Source organism: Myxococcus qinghaiensis, assembly GCF_024198215.1.
Classification (GTDB): Bacteria; Myxococcota; Myxococcia; order Myxococcales; family Myxococcaceae; genus Myxococcus; species Myxococcus qinghaiensis.
On sequence record NZ_JAKCFA010000030.1, the window covers coordinates 65,777 to 85,672 of the forward strand.

A 19,896-nucleotide genomic window follows, 5' to 3' on the forward strand; every position below is an offset into this window, starting at 1 on the left:
CAACTGCCCACGTGCCCACATTGAAGATGGGGACGGCACGAGCGGGCGGGGCCTCAGGAGGTCGGTGATGATGGAGCCGGAAACACGCTCCACGAAGAACGATGAGGCCGAGCGGGAAACACCGCTCAAGGCGTCGGACTTCCTGCGCGCGAATCGAGAGGAGCTCCTGACGGAGTGGGAGCACGCGATGCACGCGATGCACATCGGCGTGCGGGAGAAGCCCTCGTGGCTCCTGGACCACATGCCAGGACTGCTCCTGGCGCTGGCGGACACGCTGGAACAGGGTGAGCACGGCGCCGACATCGCGCTGGCGGACGAGCACGCGGTGGTGAGGCTGGACCAGGGCTTCGACCTGGGTGAAGTCGTGTCCGAGTTCGCGCTCCTGCGCAAGTGCATCCTCCGGCGACTGGAGGCCTGGTCCCAGCCCCTGGCTCCAGGAGAGCTGGAGCGCCTGGAAGGCGTGTTGGACCGGACGGTGGTGCGCACGGTGCAGCGCTTCGCGGAGGAGCGCCAGCGAAGCCTCCAGGCCCTGGACCGCATGGCGCAGGCCACGCTGGACGGCCCTCCCGTGGACGTGCTCCTCGCGCGCCTGCTCACCGTGGTGATGGAGTCGACGCTCTCGGTGGATGCCGCGGGTGTGTTGATGCTGGAGGGCACCCGGCTGGTGGTGCGCGCCGCGGTGGGGCTGGGTGGCGACACGGCCCTGGGCAGCTCGGTGGACCTGGGCCAGGGCCTCGTGGGCGAGGTCGCCGTGAAGCGCGAGCCGATGGCGGTGCGCTCGGCCTCCACGGATCCGCGCGTGGTGTTGCCGGTGCTGCGCGACGTGGGCCTGCTCGCTGTCTACGGCGTGCCTCTGGTGGAAGGCACACGGCTGTTGGGCGTGGCGTATCTGGGCTCGCGCACGTCCTTCGGCTTCTCCGACGCGGACCTGCTGTTGTTTCGCACCATGTGTCAGCGCGCCGGCGCGTACATCCTCCAGGCGCGGCTCCAGGATTTGGAGCGCGACGCGCGCGTGGAGGCCCAGCGCTCGCTGGCGCTCCTGGACGCGCTCCTGGAGGCCACGCCCATGGGCATGGCCTACCTGGACCATGAGCTGCGCTACCTGCGCATCAACCAGACACTGGCGGACATCAACGGCTTCCCACCCGAGGCCCACCTGGGCCGGACCTTCCGGCAGATGCAGCCCCCGGAGGTCGCCGACCTGATGGAGCCGCTGCTGTTGCAGGTGCTGCGGACGGGCGAGCCCCTGCAGGCCTTCGAGTTCGCCACGCCGCCCGCGCTGGTGCCCCGGAAGGGCAGACACATCTGGCAGGTGACCTTCTATCCGGTGCGTGAGCCCATGGGCGCGGGGTTGCTGGGCATGGGCTGCGTCCTGGTGGACATCACCAAGCACAAGCAGGCGGAGGCCGCGCTCCAGCGGGCGGTGGACTTCCGGGAGCAGCTCCTCGCCGTGCTGGGGCATGACCTGCGCAACCCGCTCAACGCCATTGGCGCCTCCGCCTTCCAGCTCGCGCGCGCGGAGGATTTGGAGGCGCCGGAGCGCCGCGCGGTGGAGCGCATCCGCAAGTCCGCCGGGCGCATGGGGCGCATGATTACGGACATCCTCGACTTCGCGCGCAGCAAGCTGGGCGAGGGCATCCCCGTCTCGCCCCAGCCGATGAACCTGACGGACGTGTGTCAGGCGACGTTGGAGGAGCTCCAGGTGAGCCACCCGGGGCGTCCGCTGCTGTTCGAGTCTTCGGGAGACACGTCGGGCGACTGGGACCCGGACCGGGTGGCGCAGGTGCTGGGAAACCTGGTGTCCAACGCGCTCCAGCACGGCGGTGGCGACACGCCCGTGTACACCCACGTGCGCGGAGAAGCGCACGACGTGGTGCTGGAGGTGCACAACCGGGGCGAGCCCATTCCCCCGGAGCTGCTGCCGCGCATCTTCGACCCGTTCAAGACGCCGGTGGCGACGTCCGAGTCCACCTCCAAGTACCAGCAGCAGCGCAGCCTGGGCCTGGGCCTCTACATCGTCCACCAGATTGTCCGCGCGCACGGAGGCCGCGTGGAGGTGCGCTCCTCGGAGGAGGAGGGCACCACGTTCCGCGTGTACTGGCCTCGCGCGAAGGGCGCGCTCCGGACGTAGCCGTCACTTCTCCGTGCTGGCGGCGGGCGTGAGGGCCAGCGTGTGGACGGCCTCCGCGAGCATGCGCGTGCCCAGATCCAGGCTCTCCAGCGAGATGGACTCATCGGGCGCGTGGCCGGTGTACTCCTCGCCCGGGAAGCCGGGGCCGAAGTCCACGGCCTTGGGGAACAGGCGTGCGTAGGTGCCGCCGCGCACGGACGTCGCCTTCGCGTCCGGGACGTTCTTGTGGCGCTTGTAGATGTCCAGGAGCGTGGTGACGAGCGGCCCGGACGTGTCGGCCACGTGCGCGTCTCCCACGTAGCGCTCGCCGGCCTCCTTCACGCGGCCCTCCGAGTCCTGGCTCACGCGCGCCGCGGCGTGGTCCAGCGAGGCATTGAACTCCGCCGCGTCCTTCCCCTGGGGACGGCGCATGTTGACGCCCAGGCTCACCTTGCCATCCGCCACGCGCAGCACGGTGGGCGCGACGATGAGCGTCCCCATCAGCCCGGAGTCCGAGTACACCAGGCCCAGCTTCTCGCCATGGTGGTCGCGGTCGAAGCGCATGGCCAGCACGTGCAGCATGGCGGTGATGCCGTTGTCCTCCATGAGCAGCCGCGACGCGACACCGGACAGGCCCCACAGCGCGTTGTTTCCCTCGTCGGCGATGGAGGCATGCACCGCCTTGCCGTGGACGGTGAGCACCACCGCCCCCCCCTCCTCCTTCACGTCCGCCTTCAGCTCGGAGCGCGCCTGCTGCTCCAGGGCGACGGCGCTCCGGACGGTCTCCAGGGCGACGGCGAGCGAGCCCTCCTCACCGGGCAGGAGCTTCAGCGTGGCCGTGCCGGGCACCTGCGTGAGGAACTCGCCGGCCTTCACGTCCACCGGCCGCAGCGCGACCTTGGAGGACTTGCGAGCCGGCCCCACGGGCGTGACGAGGTTCCACGCGACGAAGCCGGACTGCGCGGCGACGACGGGGTAGCCCGAGTCCACGGAGATGACGTGCGTGGGCTTGGGCTCGGTGGCCGCGTACTTCGCCATGCCGTTCCAGTCGCTCTCCTCGCCGTTGCCGACGATGACGAGCACCTTGCCCTGGGGCTTGAGCCCGAGCTTCTTCGCGAAGTCGAGCGCCACCAGCGCGGAGGCGAGCGGCCCCTTGTCATCCTCCACGCCGCGGCCGAACAGGCGGCCGTCCTGGACATAGGGCTCGAAGGGCGGGCGCTTCCACTCGTGCGCGGGCGCGGGGACCACGTCACCGTGGAAGACGAGGCCCAGCGTGGGCGTGCCTTCGCCCCAGGCAATCTCGAACACGTCATTGCCGCCCACGGCGCGGTACGCCATGCCATGGGCCTTGGCCCACTTCTGGAGGAAGCGGCCCATGGCGGCGATGTCGGGGCTCTTCGCGGGCGGCACCTCGCTGCTGACCGTCTTGAAGCGCACCAGCTGCTTCGTCAGCTCCACCACCTCATCGAGCGCACATGCCTGTACATACGCGGCATGACGCGCCTGGGCGGAGGCGCCCTTCATCTCCTGCTCGGAGAAGCGGCTGGGGCGGCAGCGGGAGTCCGCTCCCGCGAGCGCGAGGGAGGGGACGAGACACAGCAAGGCCGTGGCGGTGGGGAGGCGCATGTGGGGGAGACCCTATTTCAGGGGGGCAGGCCGTCCTACCCTGGCGGAGGGCCTGAGGCCCCAACACCGCCTGTTTGGCCGCCTGCTCCTTCTAGGGGTGAAACCAGACGGGCGGGAGGCTATTCCTAGGGGCATGTTCTTCAACTCCACCAAGAAGCTGCGGATGCCGTCCCCGGCGGAGGCGCTGCCGGGCCGTACGGAGGAGATGTCCGTTCCCACCAAGCACGAGGTGCTGGGCACCCCGCTGAAGGGGCCTGTTCCGGAGGGCCACGAGGTCGCCATCTTCGGCCTGGGCTGCTTCTGGGGCGCCGAGCGCAAGTTCTGGCAGACGCCCGGCGTGTACAGCACGTCCGTGGGCTATGCGGGGGGCCTGACGCCCAACCCCACGTACCGCGAGGTGTGCAGCGGGATGACGGGCCACAACGAGGTGGTCCGCGTGGTGTTCGACCCGAAGAAGGTCAGCTACGAGCAGCTGCTGCGAGTCTTCTGGGAGAGCCACAACCCGACGCAGGGCATGCGCCAGGGCAACGACGAGGGCACGCAGTACCGCTCCGGCATCTACACCACGAGCGAGGCCCAGAAGCGCGCCGCGGAGGCCAGTCGGGATGCGTACCAGAAGGCGCTCACCGCGAAGGGGCTGGACGCCATCACCACCGAAATCATCCCGGCGCCCGAGTACTACTTCGCCGAGGACTACCATCAGCAGTACCTGGAGAAGAACCCCGGCGGGTACTGCGGCCTGGGCGGCACCGGCGTGAGCTGCCCCATCGGCGTGGGCGTCAGCGCCTGAGCCGGTGTCGGTGACATGAATCACCGGGAGGCACCTCGCGTGCCTCCTGGTGGGTCTTACCCAGGTTGGCCGGTGGCGCTCTCCGAAGGCCCGCCGCCGACGTCGACCGCGACCACCTCCGACTCGCTCAGCTCCCGCGCCAACCTGTCGATGACGCGCTCGCTGCAGATGACGAGACTCGCGCTTGGCCGGGCAAAGTCGACAGGAGGGACATCGGCTACGCGCAGCTTTCCGAGAGGAGGCCGCACGAAGGTCGTCCGGCCACAGGTCTCACAAGGTTTGTGAGCCTCTGCTCCCGCGATGCGCCCTCCTGGCAAGACCTCGAGTTCGACCAACTCCGCGCCACGTGCCCTCTTGAAGCGAGTGGGGACCGGGACGGCGCCTGTGAGCCCTTCCAACCGCGACATCACCTCTGGGCGAAGGAGGAGGATCCAAGGCATGTGGATGACGACAGGCGCGAAGCGACCCCGAGCCCGTCCAGTCAGCGGCCCGAATCCCGCGCCAGGGCCCACCAAGGCGCCAGGTGGCACCCAGGGCAGCACGCGTTCCCTCAGGACCGAGAATTCAGGCCAGGGCACGCACCTCGGGCGCTCGTAATCCTCGGAGCCGGCGAGCCCGGACAGGTCGACCGTCGGGTAGTCGTACCCGCCCCCGCCCCACGCGACGCCGCAGGTGGAGCACTCGACGCCGGGCAACTGCCACTGGCGGCCAAGGTCGTAGCCCCCTGTCCACCTCGACCCCGCGCTCAGTTCCTCCCGCAACGTGTAGTAGCGCATTCACTCTCCTGATGCGGACAGCAACGCGAGCCGCTGCCAGTACGTCATGGGCATGCCAACCAATCCATAACGTTCCACCATCTTCCCTCCCTGGAGGAAGTGGTCTTCGCGCGACGCGCTGTCCCGGTTCTCGGCAATCCAGATTCGCCAGTCGCGGTTCCAGGGCCCGCCGTTTCCGCCCGCATGAACCCGCTTGTGCTCCTCCACCGCGACCAACAAGGTGTACTTGTGGATCTCGATGCCGACGACCGCGAAGTACGGCTCGAAAGCCCTGGGGAAGATGTGGTGTCGCTCTTTCGGCCGTCGTTGCCACTCCGCGATGGCCTTCCGGACAGACTTGGCGCTCGGTAGCTCTTCGCTTCGATACCACGGGATGACGAACACAGGCGTTCGACCTGGAAGCGGAACAGCGCCTCCCCAGTAGCGCTGGATGCGCGCGGTCGCGCCGGCGGAAGCCTGGCCGGGGGAAACCCGCAGCGCATAGGGAGGCGACGCGAGGTCCTCGCAGCGATAGAGGCCGCAGTCTTCTTCACCGCAGGCTGGGGCGTAGCAGCCCTCCTCCTCGTGCCCGGAGAACCTGGCACAGGCCTCCGCGGAATCCTCCGCGACTGTATCGAGCAGCTCACCACCATGCGCGAGTCGCGGCGTCGCCGTACAGCCAACCAGCAGGAGCATCACGGCCCAAACCGCGCGAATCATCATGAATGTCCCCCCGGACGTGGTGCATCGCCAGGATGCATGTTTGCCGCGCTCCCGCGACACCTCAGCATGCGCTTTTCGCCACTTCAAACGAAGTGAGAGAGCCACGGAGCCGGGTCACCCCCACCCCCACGAACACCACCGAGCAGTCGTACCCACGGCCACGCAATCGAGTCGCCGTGGGGCCGTAGGTGGGTTGGATATCAGAGGGGGAGCAACACACATGCGTGTCGACGGCTCATCACGTTCGACTCAAATCAGCTCATCCGAAGGCGCGACTGAAACAGCCCGGACCGAGTCATCGTCTCAAAACCACGTCGTCGAGCGGGAAGACACTTCCAGCACGGAAGGCTTCGACTCGACCTCAAGCTTCGAGGACGGCGACGGCGGCGCCGTGCACCGCGAGCGGCTCCAGCCACCTCCGCCTCCTCCACCTCCCGAGAAGGAAGAGGAAGCTCCCGTCCCGCTCCCGCTGAAGGACTTGAAGCGCGGCGACTCAGGCCTGGAGGTGAAACAACTGCAGGACGCGCTGGTGACGCTGGGCTACCTCACCGAAGCCCAGGTGGCCACCGGGCCCGGCCAGTTCGGCCCCCAGACAGCAGCGGCGCTGGAGCGCTTCCAGGCCGAGCACCAGCTCCCCACCACCGGCCAGTACTCGGCGGGGACGCGCGACGCACTGTCCAACGCGCTCACCGAGCCAAAGGTGAACAGCGGCGCACGACAGCCAGCCACGTCCGCCGAGGACGCGTTCATCACCCAGTTCACCTCCGAGTACAACCCGACCGGCCCTCGCGGCAGCACCAACTGCGGGCCCGCGAGCCTCGCGATGTCGCTGGCATACACGGGGCACATGCCGCCCGGCATCTCCAAGGAGCAGCAGGTGGACTACGCCCGCGCGCTGATGAGTCCGCGCCGCGAGAGCGAGTTCACCTACGTGAAGGCGTCCGATGGCACCCGCGTTCCCCAGCTCGACCGGGACCGCGAGCTGACGGGCGGCACCATGGTGGGGGATGGCATCCAGGGCGCGGGCCTGGGCTCGCGCTACGGCCAGGGCTGGGAATCCCTCGACCAGCAGCTCGCCGCGGGCAACCCCGTCATCGCCAATGGCCAGACGAACGCGAAGTGGCGCGCCCAGTTCCCCGAGCGCATGGGCTCCGGAGACATCGGCCACCTCAACGCCATCCTCGGCAAGACACCCGACGGCAAGTACCTGGTGGCGGACCCGCTGCACACCGGCGGCCCCGTGGCGATGACGCGCGAGCAGCTCGGCGTCTTCTTCTCCCCCACGAGCGGACAACCTTCCTTCACCGCCCTGGAGGGAGCGTCGCGAACCACGAGCCCGGCCGCCAACGCGGGCGCGAGCACCGGAGCCGCCGTGGCACGCAGGCTCGAGGAGGCCGCCTCGGGAAGCCCCACTCCCGAGCCCGAGCTCTCCACGCCGAAGCCGGGAGTAAGCATCGTCAGCGTCGCCGCCGGCACGGACGTGAAGACGCGCGCGGCGCAAGACGCGAAGGCCCTGGAGGGCACGCTCAAGAACAGCCTGGAGCAGGGCGCGCGCCAGTTCGAGCAACTCATCGCCAGCAACCCGGACCCCGTCTACCAGGAGGCGTTCGTCCGCGCCGCCGAGCCGTCCCTGGCGAAGATGGGACAGCTCTTCGCCGGCGTGTCTCCGGAGACGGACCGCCAGCTCCATCCCCGCCCGCCGCTGCGCCCACCTGACCTGGACAACCCGGCGGTGCTGAAGAAGCTCGCGGACCAGGAGACCCGCATCGAGCACCAGACGTTCTTCGCCCTGACGCGCGCCACGGAGCTCTTGAAGGACCCCGCCGCGGGAATGGTGGGCAAGGCCTTCACGCGCGACGCGCCTCCGGGGCTGGTGAACATGTCGATGACGAGCGCGGTGCGCACCGCCGTCAACTTCGGGCTCGGCACGCGGCTCGCGTTCGACCTCGAGCGTTCGCTGAATCGGAGGGAGGTGATTGCGCCGGGCAGCACCGCGCCCACCTACGGCAAGGACCAGGCGGCGCTTCACCGCACGCTGTGGAGCGCCATCGACGGCGTGCGCGGCGACTTCGCGGTGGCGGCCGAAAAGGCGGAAGCACACCAGAAGAAGCTCACCGCGCTGCTCGGTGGCCCCGCCGCCATCCTCACTCCCGAGCAGCAGAAGGACTTCATCTCCGCCTACGTCGGGCAGGCCGGCATCCAGAAGGACCTCGCGGAGTTCGAGCGGCTGGGCAAGCTGCTCGCCACCGCCGCGCCGGACGGCGTGCCTCACGGCGCGGAGGACCCGCGCATCGCCGCGCTCGCCCGTGAAATCCCCCGCCTCGCGGAGACCGCGGGCGGCGCCAGCTACCTCGCCGGACAGCTCGCGGCCAAGGCGGAGGACACGCCGCTCTTCCTCGATGTCGTGGGCAAGCTGAAGGACGGCAAGGACTTCAACGAGAAGCTCGCCCTCGCGCTCGTGAAGAGCGCGGGCACCGGCGCACTGCTCGCGGCCGGCAACAAGTCCCCGGCCACCGCCCAGAAAATCTTCGACGGGCTGGCGCGCTGCTCGGACGTGTTCGGCATGAAGCCGGACGACATGAAGGCCTACGTCCGCCTGCTGCGGACCATCAAACCGGGCACCTCCGAAGCGGACGTGCGCAAGACGACCCAGTCCCTGAATGCCCTCCTGACGGGGCAGGAGACGGGCCTGCCATTCAACCCGGACTCGCCTCGGGGACAGGCGCTGCGCGGACTGGGCCTGCTCGTCGTCGGCACGGCGTTCGCCGGAGACGTCAGCAACTGGAGCCAGGCGGACCTCTCCGCGAAGCTCAAGATTGTCGGAGACGGGCTCAGCTTCACCTCCGACGGCGCGGTGTTCCTCACCGGCGTCCTCGGCAAGACGGCGCAGGCGGCGTCCGCCGTCTCGGTGCTGGGCAAGGCCTCCGCCATCGGCGCGGTGCTCGGCGCCGCGGGTGACGCGCTGCAGAGCTTCCAGTACCTGCGCGAGGGCGATGGCTGGAAGGCCACCGCGTCCGGCGCCCAGGCCCTGGGCGGCGCGCTGATGGCGGGAGCGGCGCTCTTCAGCTGGGCGCCGGGCTTCCAGATTCTCGGCGCGGCACTGTTCCTCGGAGGGCTGGGCGCCAAGTACCTGGACCCGGAGCAGGAGCGCATCCGCGAGGAGCAGGTGAAGTTGCTCACCGCGAGCGGCATGGATGCGACGCTCGCGCGCAACCTCATCACCCTGGGGCCGGAGCTGCTCGACCAGCGGCTGTGCCAGGACGCGGGCCTGTCGCCGGAGCAGGTGCAGAAGCTCATCGCGGACCACCCGTCGCTGGGACAGAGCGCGACCCACCTGGACAGCCTCGTGCAGGCCGCCGACGCCCTGAAGATAAAGGGCGCGCACTTCCAGGAGCTCCTGGAGCGGCTCGCGCAGGCCCACGGCGTCGACGTGGGCACGCTCGCTCGCGAGGTGCATACGCGCTTCTTCGGACACCCACCCTCCGGTGGCGCGGGCGGCGGCGAGCTGTACCTCTCCCAGGCCGATGAGTTCCGCGCGTGGGTGGAGTCACGCACGCCCGAAGTCGCCGCGTGGGCGAAGCAGCACGAGACGCGCTGAACGCCAGTCCAAGGCCCGCATACCGACAACGCAACGCGGCACCCGCGTAACCCGATGAAACTCCAACGCGGGGCCCGCCGCGCTGCCCGCACGCCTTTCGAGACTTGCCGCGTTAACGGGTCTTGGTTTGACTTTCTTTGTCGTCCGAAGAAATAGAATCATGGGCTGAAAGGAAAGGACCGCTCGGACGCAGCACCGTCTCGGTATGCGCTGGCACACCCCCTCCCCTACTTTCTCCAGCGGCCCGCTTTTCGTCCCCATGCGATTACCAACCCCTCTTGTGCAGGCCACGCACCGTGTCAGGAGTCTCCTGACGCGGGTGTGTGCGACAGCGGTAGCAGTGGGTGTGATGGCGTTCGGTTCGGACGCGAACGCCCAGGCCGGGAATCTCGCTCTCAACCGACCGACGGTGACGTCATCGGCACAGGAGGGAATCACTGGCAACTACGCGGTGGATGGAGATGGAGGAACGCGGTGGGGCAGCCTCTTCACCGCGAATGAGTGGATCTACGTCGACCTGGGTGCGAGCACCACCATCAGTCGCGTGGTGCTCACGTGGGAGACGGCGTACGCCATCGGCTACAAGGTGCAGACGTCCCCGGACGCGGCGAACTGGACGGACATCCGCACCATCACCGACGGCGACGGCGGGGTGGATGACCTGACGGTGTCGGGCACGGGCCGCTACATCCGCATCCTCGGCACGGTGCGCGGCGCGGCGGACTACGGCTATTCGCTGTGGGAGTTCGCCGTCTACAGCGGCACGGCCGCCACCGGCGACCTGGCGAAGAACCGTCCCGCCACGGCCTCCACCGTGGAGGGCAACGCGGCCCACCTCACGCCGGGCTACGCGGTGGATGGCAACACGACGACGCGCTGGTCCTCGGACCCGCTGGATGGCCAGTGGATTCGCGTGGACCTGGGCTCGGCGAGGACGCTGGGCAAGGTGGTGCTGAACTGGGAGGGCGCCTATCCGTCGACCTATGCGATTGAAGGCTCGACGAATGACAGCACCTGGTCGCCGCTCGCGACGAACATCACCGACGGCGCGCCGGGTCGCCGTGAAATCACCGTGTCCGGCTCCGCCCGCTACGTGCGCGTGCGCGGCATCACCCGCGGCACGGGCTACGGAATCTCCCTCTGGGACTTCGAGGTCTACGCGCCCGGTGACGGCCCGCAGGAGCCGCCGCCGCAGACGACGAACCAGACCATCAAGCTGATGTTCCCGGAGCTGGCGTACGCGAAAATCAATGTCTCGCCCGCGCCCCTCAGCGTCACGCCCACGCCCGAGGAAGGCAACACCACGCCGTCGGTGCGCAACCCGCCCGGGCCCTTCACCTACGAGCTGACCTTCGCGCCCAACACGACGATTACCCTCTCCAAGAACCAGTTCTCGCCCACCGCGCCCAACACGGACATCCGGCTGGCGGTGACGACGTCCACCGGCACGGTGCTGCGCGGCCAGAGCGTCACCTCGCTCGCGGTGCAGGGCGCCGAGTGGAAGGTCGAAATCTTCACCACGGGCGGGCCTCCGGACGGAAGAGACCGCACCATCATCCCGGACCCGTACCAGGCGCCCGCGCCTCCCGCCATCGCGGGCGCGTTCGCAGTCGTGGCGCCGGCCAACAACGCCATGGTGACGAACACCCGCCGTCCCACGTTCCAGTGGGCCGCCGTCGCGGGCGCGGCCAACTACAAGCTGTATCTGAACATCAGCCGGGACGACTACGACTGGATGGCCCCGGGCAGCCTGCTGGACCGCTACACGCTGATGACCACGACGACGGGCACGTCCTTCACCCTGGCGCAGGACCTGCCGGACCGCTGGACGTACAAGTGGTACGTCGTGGCCACGCAGGCCAGCGGCGCCACCAGTCGCTCCGACTTGCGTCAGTTCAGCGTGTACCTGCCGGTGGTGGAGACGGCGGCGGACGGCGTCGCGCTCATCAACGGCATGCGCGACTTGAACAAGAACGGCGTCATCGACCCGTACGAGGACTGGCACAACCCCATCGCCACCCGCGTCAATGACCTGATGGCGCGGATGACGACGCGCGAGAAGGCGCTCCAGATGTTCTTCGAGGCCAAGACGTTCCCCGAGGCGGGCTTCACCATGGGCCCCCTGAGCCCGGAGGACATCGTCAGCTTCCAGCGCGCCTCCGCGGCCACGCGGCTGGGAATCCCCAACGTGGACGCGGGTGACTCCATCCACGGCTACAAGACGAGCTGGCCCACGCAGCCGGCGCTGGCCGCCTCCCGCGACTTGGACACCGTCTACGAGCTGGGTGACATGCAGCGCCGCGAGCAGCTCGCGGTGGGCAGCCGCGGCACGCTGTCGCCGCTGGCGGAGGTGGGCACCAAGGTCCTCTATCCGCGCATCCAGGAGGGCAACGGCGAGGACGCGGACCTGTCGGCGGGCCTCACCCGCGCGCTCATCGCGGGCCTGCAGGGCGGCCCCGAGGTGAACCCGCACTCCATCTGGGTCACCACCAAGCACTGGCCCGGCCAGGGCGCGGGCGGCGAGGCCGGCATCACCTATGACGGCACCACCATCCACTACCACATGCGTCCGTGGCACGCGGCGCTGGAGGCGGGCACCAGCGGCATCATGCCGGGCTACGCGGGCAGCTGGCTGCTGGGTCCGGAGGGCTACGGCGCCGGTGACAGCGTGGGCATCCTCAACTACCTGCGGGTGAACCTGGGCTACCAGGGCGTCATCTGCTCGGACTGGCTGCCGTCGGGGGCGTGGACGCGCTCGGCGACGGCGGGCTCGGACGTCATGGGCGGGGCGAACCCCGCGCAGATGGGCAACTTCGAGACGGCGGTGCCCATCGCCCGCATCAACGACTCCGTGCGCCGGATTCTGGACCTGAAGTTCCGCCTGGGCATCTTCGAGGACCCGTACCGCAGGGGCCTCGCGGGCACGTCCGAGTGGCACACGGCGGACCACAAGGAGCTGGTGCGCCGCGCGGCTCAGAACGCGATGACGCTCTTGAAGAACGACGGCGCGCTGCCACTGCGGTTGGGCGCGGGCTCGAGCATCGTCGTCGCGGGGCCTTGCGCGGATGCGGGCCCCTGCATGGTGACGTGGCGCTCGGACTTCCACGGCACGGAGTTCGGGGACCTGACCATCTACCAGGCCATCAAGCAGCGCGCCGCGGCGGCTGGCATCACCGTCTACAAGGACAACGCTCCGGCGGGCGTCACGCCCAACGCGGCCATCGTCGTGGTGGGCGAGAGCTACTTCACGCACGGCACCGAGTGGGACAAGGAGAAGCCCTACCTGCCGGGAGACCCGATTGGCCCGGCGCATGATGCCAAGTGGGGCAACCAGTACGGCCTCATCACCGGCTTCCGCGCGCGCAACATCCCCACGACGACGGTGCTCATCCTGCCGCGCCCGTACATCCTCACCAACGTCGTCCCGCAGACCAACGCGCTGCTGGCGGCGTACCGGCCTGGAGACTCGGGAGGCCCGGCCGTGGCGGACATCCTCTTCGGAGACGTCTTCCCTCGAGGCAAGCTGCCCTGGCAGCTCCCGCGCTCGATGGACCAGATTGGCACCGACGCGGAGAACAACCAGTTGGAGCACTGGGACCTCCCGTTCGACCTGGGCGCCACGGCGGCGCAGCGCACGGAGATTCGCTCGCGCATCGCGCAGGGGCTGCCGGTGTTGCCCATCTACGGCAACCCGCTGTTCCAGTACGGCGCGGGCATCCAGGGCTTCGGGCTGACGGACGCGACGCCGCCCACGGCCTTCACGCTGCAGACGCCGGCGCCGGGCTCCACCATCACCACGCGGCCGAACTTCACGTGGACGGCGAGCAGCGACCCGCAGACGGGCATCCACCGCTACGAGGTCTTCCTGGATGGCAGCCCCTTCCCCGTCGCCACGACGCGCACGAACTCCGCCTCCGTCATCAACGCCGCGCTGGGCAACGGCGCGCACACGTGGTTCGTGAGGGCCTACAACTGGGCGGGCGGCGTCACGCAGTCGGCGACGGCGACCTTCACGCTGAATGACACGGCGCCTCCGGCGGCCTTCGCGGCGCTGGTGCCCGCGGCGGGCGCGGCGGTGCCGGGTGCGTCCACGACGTTCATCTGGGAGCAGACGACGGACGTGGGCGCGGGCGTGTCCAGGTACGTGCTCGTGGTGGACGGCACGGACCGCGCGCCGGACGTCACGCCGAAGGCCTACGTGGGCACGTCGACGAACCTGGCGCTGGGGAAGAACATCTCCGCGACGTCCTCGGAGTTCGGCAGCCCCAACGACGCGGTGGACGGCAACGTGACGGGCACGCGCTGGTCCAGCCGGAACGACGTGGCCAGCCCCGACACGGAGTCCATCACCGTGGACCTGGGCGGGGTGTACTCCATCAAGCGGGTGAACCTGTTCTGGGAGGCGGCGTATGGAAGGCAGTACGCCATCGAGGCCTCCGTGGACGGCACGACGTGGAGGACGGTGTACACCGAGGCCAACGGCAACGGCGCGCAGGATGACCTGCTCAACCTGAGCGGCGTGGGTCGCTACGTGCGCATGCGAGGCATCCAGCGCGCCACGGGCTACGGGTACTCGCTGTGGGAGTTCGAGGTGTACGGCGTCGGGACGGAGCAGACGACGCTGACGGGCCTGGCCACGGGCAGCCACACGTGGCGGGTGCGGGCCATCGACGGAGCGAACAACAGCACGCTCTCCAGCGGCCCCATCACCTTCACCAAGTAGAGACACCGCAACGAGATGAGGGGAAGACGGCGGCGGACCTCGCTGCCGTCTTCCCCTCGGGTGTCGGGGCCAGCAACGGACGGCTCCTCGTCCCCGTCGCGCCGCGTGACAACCTGTCACGACACCCTGTCACCCGAGAATCCGCGGCGAGTGACAGGAGTGGCCTGCCCGAGCCCGCACGACAGCGCTGGCCTTCCCAGGCGCGACGTGGTCTCCGAGTGAAGCCAGACACGCGCACGGCCCTGGCATCGAGCTTGCTCTTGTCCCGTTCACCCCTGAGGGGGAGGAGGCAGGACACGATGAAGCTCACCATCTTTCCGAAGTCTGTCTGGTTCCTGGCTGGCTCGCTCGTCACGGCGGGGGCAGTGTTCGCCGTGCTTGCGTTCCATCACTTCACCAAGCGCCCGTTCGACGACTCCGACTCCAGCGTCGACATTCGCAGCGTGGGAGAGAACGCCTACGAAATCACCAGCAAGGAGCCGCTCGTCGACACCTTGCAACCCAGCCACTCGGAGGCGTCGATGCAGGCGCGCATCGTCCCCTCCTTCAAGGACGGCAAGTCCCAGGGCTTCAAGCTCTTCTCCATCCGGGAGGGCTCGCTCTACGACAAGCTGGGCTTCCAGAACGGCGACGTCATCCAGCGCGTCAACGGCATCTCGCTCGACACGCCGGAGAAGGCGCTGGAGACCTACGCGCTCTTGAAGACCGCCCGCCGGCTGGAGGTGGACCTGCACCGCGACGGAGCCCCGCTGCGCAAGGTCTACGACGTGAAGTGAGCAGCACCCGCCAAGGCCCGGCAACGGGGACGCTCTCAACGAGCGCCCACACCGTCCCGGGCCGCGAACCCACTCAGCCCAGATTGTGGAAGACGCGCTGCACGTCGTCGTCCTGCTCCAGCGAGTCCACCAGCTCGAGGACCTCGTTGGCCTTGTCCTCGGGCAGCTCGATGAGGTTCTCCGCGATGTACTCGGAGTCAGCGGAGATGGGCGTCAGGCCCTTGGCCTCAATCGCCGTCTGCAGCTTGCCGAAGTCGGAGAAGTCACAGCGGATGATGAGCTGCTTCTCACCCTTCTCACCGGTGCCCTCTCCCAGCTCCTGGAGGCCGTGGTCGATGAGCTCCAGCTCCAGCTCGTCCTGATTCAACCCCTCCGGATTCAGACGGAAGACCCCCATCCGCTTGAACATGAACGCCACGCTGCCCGCGTTGCCCATGTTCCCGGAGTACTTGTTGAAGCGCATGCGCACGTTCGCCACGGTGCGCACCACGTTGTCCGTGGCCGTCTCCACCAGCAGGGCGATGCCGTGGGGCGCGTAGCCCTCGTAGAGGACGATTTCGTACTGCGTCGCCGTCTGGCCGCTGGCGCGCTTGATGGCGGCCTCGACCTTGTCCTTCGGCATGTTCGCCGCACGGGCATTCTGGAGGACCCGACGCAGCGTGGAGTTGGTGTCCGGGTTGGGCCCGCCGGACTTCACCGAGATGGCGATGTCCTTGCTGATGCGCGTGAACACCTTCGCCATCTTGTTCCAGCGGGCCATCATCGTGGCCTTGCGCGTCTCGAAAATGCGTCCCATGGGTCGAAGCGACTCTTTGGAAATAGGGGGGCGTTACAACGGTGCGGCCAATCTAGCGCAACTCGGGTGAGGCGCCCGCGCTTCGTGTGCGGGGCGGCGACCTGGCCGGCGCTCGGTCCACGAAACGGAACAGGCGGCGACCTTCATGGGCCACCGCGCCCGTCCATCCCAAGGCCCTGCGAGTGACTTCAGCGCGCCTGCTGCGCGGAGGCCTGGGGCTGCGCCTGCTGCGCGGGCGTGAGGCTGTTGGCCCCCGTCCCCTGCTCGCCGTTGGCGAAGGCCCGCTCCATGTGCGCGTCGAGCTGGCCCACCGCCATCAACCCCGCCATCCGGAAGTCGGAGATGAAGGACCAGAGCGGGTACTTGAAGCTCGCCGGCTTGTTGCGCTCGATGAAGAAGTGGCTGAACCACGCGAAGCCGTAGGCGGCGACCAGGGCGGCGGGCACCAGGGCCCCCCGTCCGGTGACGACGGCCGCCACGCCCGTGGCCAGTCCCAGGCTGGTGCCCACGAAGTGGAACCGTCGAGTCACGGGCAGCGAGTGCTCGCGCAAGTAGAACGGCCAGAACTCGCCATAGGTCTGGATGGGCTTGGGCATGGAGTGAAGTTGTGTCCAGGCAGGGGCATCCCGTCAACCCGCTCTTCCCCGGAGCGTGAAATCAGGGCCCCTACGGCCCCCGAGGGCATGGCCAGCGAGCGGGCAAGCGGCCCCCTGGGCCCCCCTGGCGCGCATTTCCCGACAGGTGGGCCCCCTCCCCGCCACCGGGGACGACCGGACTCGGAAGAGCTACTTCTTCACCTTCTTCGCGGCGGCGCGGAAGCACGCCTCGAACTTCTGGGTCTTGCTCTGGACCAGGCCCAGGTGCTTCATCATCGCCAGGGTGGCGGGGCTGCTCCGGTCGCGGATCTCCGTGTCCATGCACGTCATCGCCGCGTCCCAGCGCGAGCACATGCCCGTGTCGCTGAAGAGGTTCTGGCCCTGGATGCACTTGGTGAGGAGCGGCATGAACCCCTTCGCCGTCGACTGGGCACACGGCATCAGGTGCTTGTCGAAGCAGGCCGATGCCTCCTTGAGGAAGCGCTCCGGGAGCGGCTTCTCACCGACGACGGCGCACACCTTCGCCCGGTCTTCTTGAATCGTCTTGAAGAGCTCCAGCGTGGTGGACATGGTGGGCCCCGGCATCTCGGGACATTGCTGCGCCTGTCCGTGCAGGGGAAAGACGGCGACGACGGCGACGAACAGCGCTCCCGCGAATCTCGACATGTCGTGCTCCTGGTGCCCCGCCCACCAGAGGTTGCCGCCGTGGACGTCCGGGCGTTTCACCTGGAGTTCTAGCGCCAGGGACAGCACCAGAAAAAGTCGGAAAACCAGTACTTCGGGTATGAGGGCCCACGGCCTCCCGGGACGGCTTCACGCGAGCCTCGTGGCCCCTGGCGCATGCCGTCGCTCCACAGTTTTCCGCCCGTCATGCATCGAGAGGAAGGGCCTCTGCACCTCGTATACGGGTCGTGGGAGACTCGGAGCCGATGACGGATTGGATTCCCAAGCCGAACCCCCAGGTGGACCTGCGCACCCTGGTGCTCAGCGCGGAAGAAGGCTTCGTGCTCTCGCGCCTGGACGGGGCGACCGCGGCGAGGAACCTCCCCGCCCTCACCGGCCTGCCCCCCGAGCGACTCCAGGGCATCCTCACGCGCCTCTTGTCCCAAGGCGCGCTGCTCCCCGCCGCGCAGCCAGGGCCGCAGGGCCCGCCCCCCGTCGCCGCGCGGAATCCCATCGCCACGAGCCCGACGACAGGCGCCGCGTCTCCGAGCCCCGCCCCTGTCGGTGGCCCGGGCCGCTCGACGCCCTCCACGGTGAGCCCGGGCTACGAGCCCCTCGCGGCCTCCGCCACCGCGGCGCCGGAGGAGGAGCTGCCGATGCTGGATCTGCTTCCGCAGGAGGCGGAGGAGCCCGGCCCCCTGGAGCCAGGAGCCGACGCGGTCGAGTCCCCGGACGAAGAGCCCGCCGTGGACGACGAGCCCGAAGTGGCCCTGGGCAACTTCCGCCAGCTCTTCGAGACGCGGCTGCATCCGCAGACGGAAGACCAACGCGTGGCGCTGGCGCGCGCGTGTGAGGACCCGGAGCTGTCCGCGCTGTGCTTCGACCCGCTGCCCGCGGTCATCAAGGCGGTGCTGGAGAACTCGCGCGTGGGGCTCGCGCACGCGCGGCTCATCGCGCGCAACCACCGCAACCCCGTGGGCCTGGAGGCGCTGTGTAGCCGCGCGGCCTTCACGGCGGACACGGGCGTGCGCCGGTGGCTGGTGCGCAATCCTCAGCTTCCAGCGGGCCTCTTCCGTCGCCTGTGGAGCACGCGGCGGCTGATGGAGCTGTACAAGGTGACCATCGACCGCGACGTGCCGGAGTCCACGCGGCGCTCATCGCGAGAGGTCCTGCGTCAGCGCTTCACCACCGGCCCCTCCGAGGAGAAGGTGGAGGTCATCCTCAACACGGAAGGCCGAGCCCTCGCATCGCTCATCGGCATGTCCGTGGATGGCAAGACGGCGTCGCTGTTGTGCGGGCGCACGTACCGCTCACCGATGCTCATCCAGAACATCGCCCGCTGGAGCGCCGCGCCGCCGCCTCTCATCGCCCATCTCTTGAAGCAGGAAGCGGTGCGCCGTCAGCCCCAGCTCCGCATGTTGCTCACGCGCCACCCCAATGCACCGGCGGACGTGAAGCGCGGCGGAGGTTGAGCCTCACGGCCTGCGCGCGGTGAGGATGGGCTGATGGAAGCCCGTCTCGTCGGGCGAGTACCACCGTGTATCCATCAATCCCGCGCGAGTCAGCGCGCGCTCCACCTCCACGCGCTGGAGCGCGCGGTAGACGGCGGTGTGCTCCGTCGCCTGCCAGCCTCCGCCCTCGGGACGGAGGATGAACTGGTGCACCCTGTACGTGCGGCCGTCGGCGGCCCAATCCCAGACCTGGAAGAGAATCCGTCGCCCCTCGGGTGCATCGAGCACGCGCTCCGAGGTGAAGCGCGGCTGCTGCGCCATCAGCAATTCATAGTCGCGCACGCCCAGCGCCAGCATGCCACCCGGCGTCAGCTTGGAGGCCATGGCGTGCGCGGCGGCATCCAGGTCCTCGTCGGTGAGCAGATGCGGCACGGCGTTGTCGAAGGCGAGCACCAGCTGGAAGGTGCCCGACACCTGCGTGTCCAGCTTCCGCATGTCGGCGACGCCGGTCGTCACGGAGACGCCCAGGGTGCGCGCCTCACGCTCCGCGCGGGCCACGGCCGCCGGGCTCAAGTCCGTGGCGTGGACGACGTAGCCCCGGCCCGCGAGCCCCAGGGCCTGGGTGCCGATGCCACACGCGCAGTCGAGCACGCGCCGGGGAGGAGGCTCTCCGCAGCGGCGCAGCAGCGCATCCAGCGCGGCGCCCTGCCGCTCCACCGACTGGGCCCAGTTGACGAAGAGCAGGTGATACTCCTCGGCCAGCCCTTCGTGGAACCCCAGCACGGAGTCACTCATGTCCCGAAGGACCGCCCCTCCACGGCCTCGATGGCGGCGCGCACGTGCGCGGGCACGGGGACTGTTTCATTCGAGACGTAGTTGAGCGTGACGATGACGGCGATGCCCTTCGTGTACAGCACGCCGTCCTCCTCGCCGAACACCGCGTGCTCCAGCGTGACGGACGTCGTGCCGATGCGGGAGACGCGGGCGCAGGCCACGAGCCGGGCCGGGAAGACGACGGGGCGCACGTACTCGGCCTGGGTGGCCTTGAGGATGGGGCCGATACCGCCCGGCGCGCGCGTCTCGCCCGTGCCCGAGGGGCCCGTCATGCCGATACGCACCAGGTAGGAGATGCGAGCCGACTCGAACCACGTGAAGGTCCGGGCGTTGTTGGCGTGGCCGAACGCGTCCATCTCACTCCAGTGGAGGGTGAAGGGGACGGCAACAGGGAAGTCCTGGGGGGTGAGGTCCGCCATGTCGGGCAGGGTGCCCCAGTCGAGGCCCCGAGGGAA

General features: G+C 69.1%; 14 protein-coding genes. 6 read left to right on the forward strand and 8 right to left on the reverse strand.

The genetic code is table 11. The features are described 5' to 3' along the window. Positions 1-67: 67 nt before the first annotated feature. Entirely contained in the window at positions 68-2,131 is a 2,064-nt protein-coding gene (locus LZ199_RS39685; protein ID WP_253999011.1) for an ATP-binding protein, read from the forward strand. Positions 2,132-2,134: 3 nt separating this feature from the next. Here LZ199_RS39685 and LZ199_RS39690 read toward each other — a convergent pair whose 3' ends face one another. Then, the gene (locus LZ199_RS39690; protein ID WP_253999012.1) at positions 2,135-3,736 is read right to left on the reverse strand and encodes a Sapep family Mn(2+)-dependent dipeptidase; all 1,602 of its coding nucleotides are present in this window, start codon (positions 3,734-3,736) and stop codon (positions 2,135-2,137) included. Between the two features lie 133 nt (positions 3,737-3,869). On the opposite strand from LZ199_RS39690, the gene msrA reads away from it, so the two are divergent. Further along, positions 3,870-4,526, forward strand: coding sequence for a peptide-methionine (S)-S-oxide reductase MsrA (msrA, locus tag LZ199_RS39695; protein ID WP_253999013.1), 657 nt, complete (start codon positions 3,870-3,872; stop codon positions 4,524-4,526). 56 nt (positions 4,527-4,582) lie between these two features. Here msrA and sitI6 read toward each other — a convergent pair whose 3' ends face one another. Both sitI6 and sitA6 read right to left on the reverse strand, forming a co-directional pair. Continuing rightward, entirely contained in the window at positions 4,583-5,302 is a 720-nt protein-coding gene (sitI6, locus tag LZ199_RS39700; protein WP_253999014.1) for a SitI6 family double-CXXCG motif immunity protein, read from the reverse strand. Beyond that, positions 5,303-6,004 (reverse strand): SitA6 family polymorphic toxin lipoprotein, encoded by a 702-nt coding sequence (gene sitA6, locus LZ199_RS39705; protein ID WP_253999015.1) that lies wholly within the window; start codon positions 6,002-6,004, stop codon positions 5,303-5,305. 391 nt (positions 6,005-6,395) lie between these two features. On the opposite strand from sitA6, the gene LZ199_RS39710 reads away from it, so the two are divergent. The 3 genes from LZ199_RS39710 (at position 6,396) to LZ199_RS39720 (ending at position 15,101) form a co-directional block, all read left to right on the forward strand. Continuing rightward, positions 6,396-9,602 (forward strand): peptidoglycan-binding protein, encoded by a 3,207-nt coding sequence (locus LZ199_RS39710; protein WP_253999016.1) that lies wholly within the window; start codon positions 6,396-6,398, stop codon positions 9,600-9,602. A gap of 259 nt (positions 9,603-9,861) precedes the next feature. Beyond that, a complete protein-coding gene (locus LZ199_RS39715; protein WP_407667331.1) occupies positions 9,862-14,325 on the forward strand; it encodes a galactose-binding domain-containing protein in 4,464 nt (1,487 codons plus the stop codon). Between the two features lie 299 nt (positions 14,326-14,624). Then, complete coding sequence (locus tag LZ199_RS39720) at positions 14,625-15,101, forward strand: hypothetical protein (RefSeq protein WP_253999018.1); 477 nt, start codon at positions 14,625-14,627, stop codon at positions 15,099-15,101. A gap of 73 nt (positions 15,102-15,174) precedes the next feature. Here LZ199_RS39720 and LZ199_RS39725 read toward each other — a convergent pair whose 3' ends face one another. The 3 genes from LZ199_RS39725 to LZ199_RS39735 form a co-directional block, all read right to left on the reverse strand. Next, positions 15,175-15,897, reverse strand: a complete 723-nt coding sequence (locus tag LZ199_RS39725) for a YebC/PmpR family DNA-binding transcriptional regulator (RefSeq protein WP_174453827.1) — start codon at positions 15,895-15,897, stop codon at positions 15,175-15,177. 188 nt (positions 15,898-16,085) lie between these two features. Further along, a complete protein-coding gene (locus LZ199_RS39730; protein ID WP_253999019.1) occupies positions 16,086-16,493 on the reverse strand; it encodes a DUF962 domain-containing protein in 408 nt (135 codons plus the stop codon). Positions 16,494-16,682: 189 nt separating this feature from the next. Next, entirely contained in the window at positions 16,683-17,159 is a 477-nt protein-coding gene (locus LZ199_RS39735) for a hypothetical protein (protein WP_253999020.1), read from the reverse strand. Positions 17,160-17,422: 263 nt separating this feature from the next. Here LZ199_RS39735 and LZ199_RS39740 point away from each other — a divergent pair, with 263 nt between their 5' ends. Continuing rightward, the gene (locus LZ199_RS39740) at positions 17,423-18,628 is read left to right on the forward strand and encodes a hypothetical protein (protein WP_253999021.1); all 1,206 of its coding nucleotides are present in this window, start codon (positions 17,423-17,425) and stop codon (positions 18,626-18,628) included. A 3-nt stretch (positions 18,629-18,631) separates the two neighbouring features. Here the strand turns inward: LZ199_RS39740 and LZ199_RS39745 are convergent, their stop codons facing one another. After that, positions 18,632-19,402, reverse strand: coding sequence for a class I SAM-dependent methyltransferase (locus tag LZ199_RS39745; RefSeq protein WP_253999022.1), 771 nt, complete (start codon positions 19,400-19,402; stop codon positions 18,632-18,634). Continuing rightward, the gene (locus tag LZ199_RS39750; protein WP_253999023.1) at positions 19,399-19,860 is read right to left on the reverse strand and encodes an acyl-CoA thioesterase; all 462 of its coding nucleotides are present in this window, start codon (positions 19,858-19,860) and stop codon (positions 19,399-19,401) included. The genes LZ199_RS39745 and LZ199_RS39750 overlap by 4 nt, the downstream gene beginning before the upstream one ends. Between the last annotated feature and the right edge of the window lie 36 nt (positions 19,861-19,896).

Bases quoted from the DNA above. Each gene is read 5' to 3' on its own strand.
- LZ199_RS39685 (WP_253999011.1), top strand. From the start codon at position 68: ATGATGGAGCCGGAAACACGCTCCACGAAGAACGATGAGGCCGAGCGG.
- LZ199_RS39690 (WP_253999012.1), bottom strand. From the start codon at position 3,736: ATGCGCCTCCCCACCGCCACGGCCTTGCTGTGTCTCGTCCCCTCCCTC.
- msrA (WP_253999013.1), top strand. From the start codon at position 3,870: ATGTTCTTCAACTCCACCAAGAAGCTGCGGATGCCGTCCCCGGCGGAG.
- sitI6 (WP_253999014.1), bottom strand. From the start codon at position 5,302: ATGCGCTACTACACGTTGCGGGAGGAACTGAGCGCGGGGTCGAGGTGG.
- sitA6 (WP_253999015.1), bottom strand. From the start codon at position 6,004: ATGATGATTCGCGCGGTTTGGGCCGTGATGCTCCTGCTGGTTGGCTGT.
- LZ199_RS39715 (WP_407667331.1), top strand. From the start codon at position 9,862: ATGCGATTACCAACCCCTCTTGTGCAGGCCACGCACCGTGTCAGGAGT.
- LZ199_RS39720 (WP_253999018.1), top strand. From the start codon at position 14,625: ATGAAGCTCACCATCTTTCCGAAGTCTGTCTGGTTCCTGGCTGGCTCG.
- LZ199_RS39725 (WP_174453827.1), bottom strand. From the start codon at position 15,897: ATGGGACGCATTTTCGAGACGCGCAAGGCCACGATGATGGCCCGCTGG.
- LZ199_RS39730 (WP_253999019.1), bottom strand. From the start codon at position 16,493: ATGCCCAAGCCCATCCAGACCTATGGCGAGTTCTGGCCGTTCTACTTG.
- LZ199_RS39735 (WP_253999020.1), bottom strand. From the start codon at position 17,159: ATGTCGAGATTCGCGGGAGCGCTGTTCGTCGCCGTCGTCGCCGTCTTT.
- LZ199_RS39740 (WP_253999021.1), top strand. From the start codon at position 17,423: ATGACGGATTGGATTCCCAAGCCGAACCCCCAGGTGGACCTGCGCACC.
- LZ199_RS39745 (WP_253999022.1), bottom strand. From the start codon at position 19,402: ATGAGTGACTCCGTGCTGGGGTTCCACGAAGGGCTGGCCGAGGAGTAT.
- LZ199_RS39750 (WP_253999023.1), bottom strand. From the start codon at position 19,860: ATGGCGGACCTCACCCCCCAGGACTTCCCTGTTGCCGTCCCCTTCACC.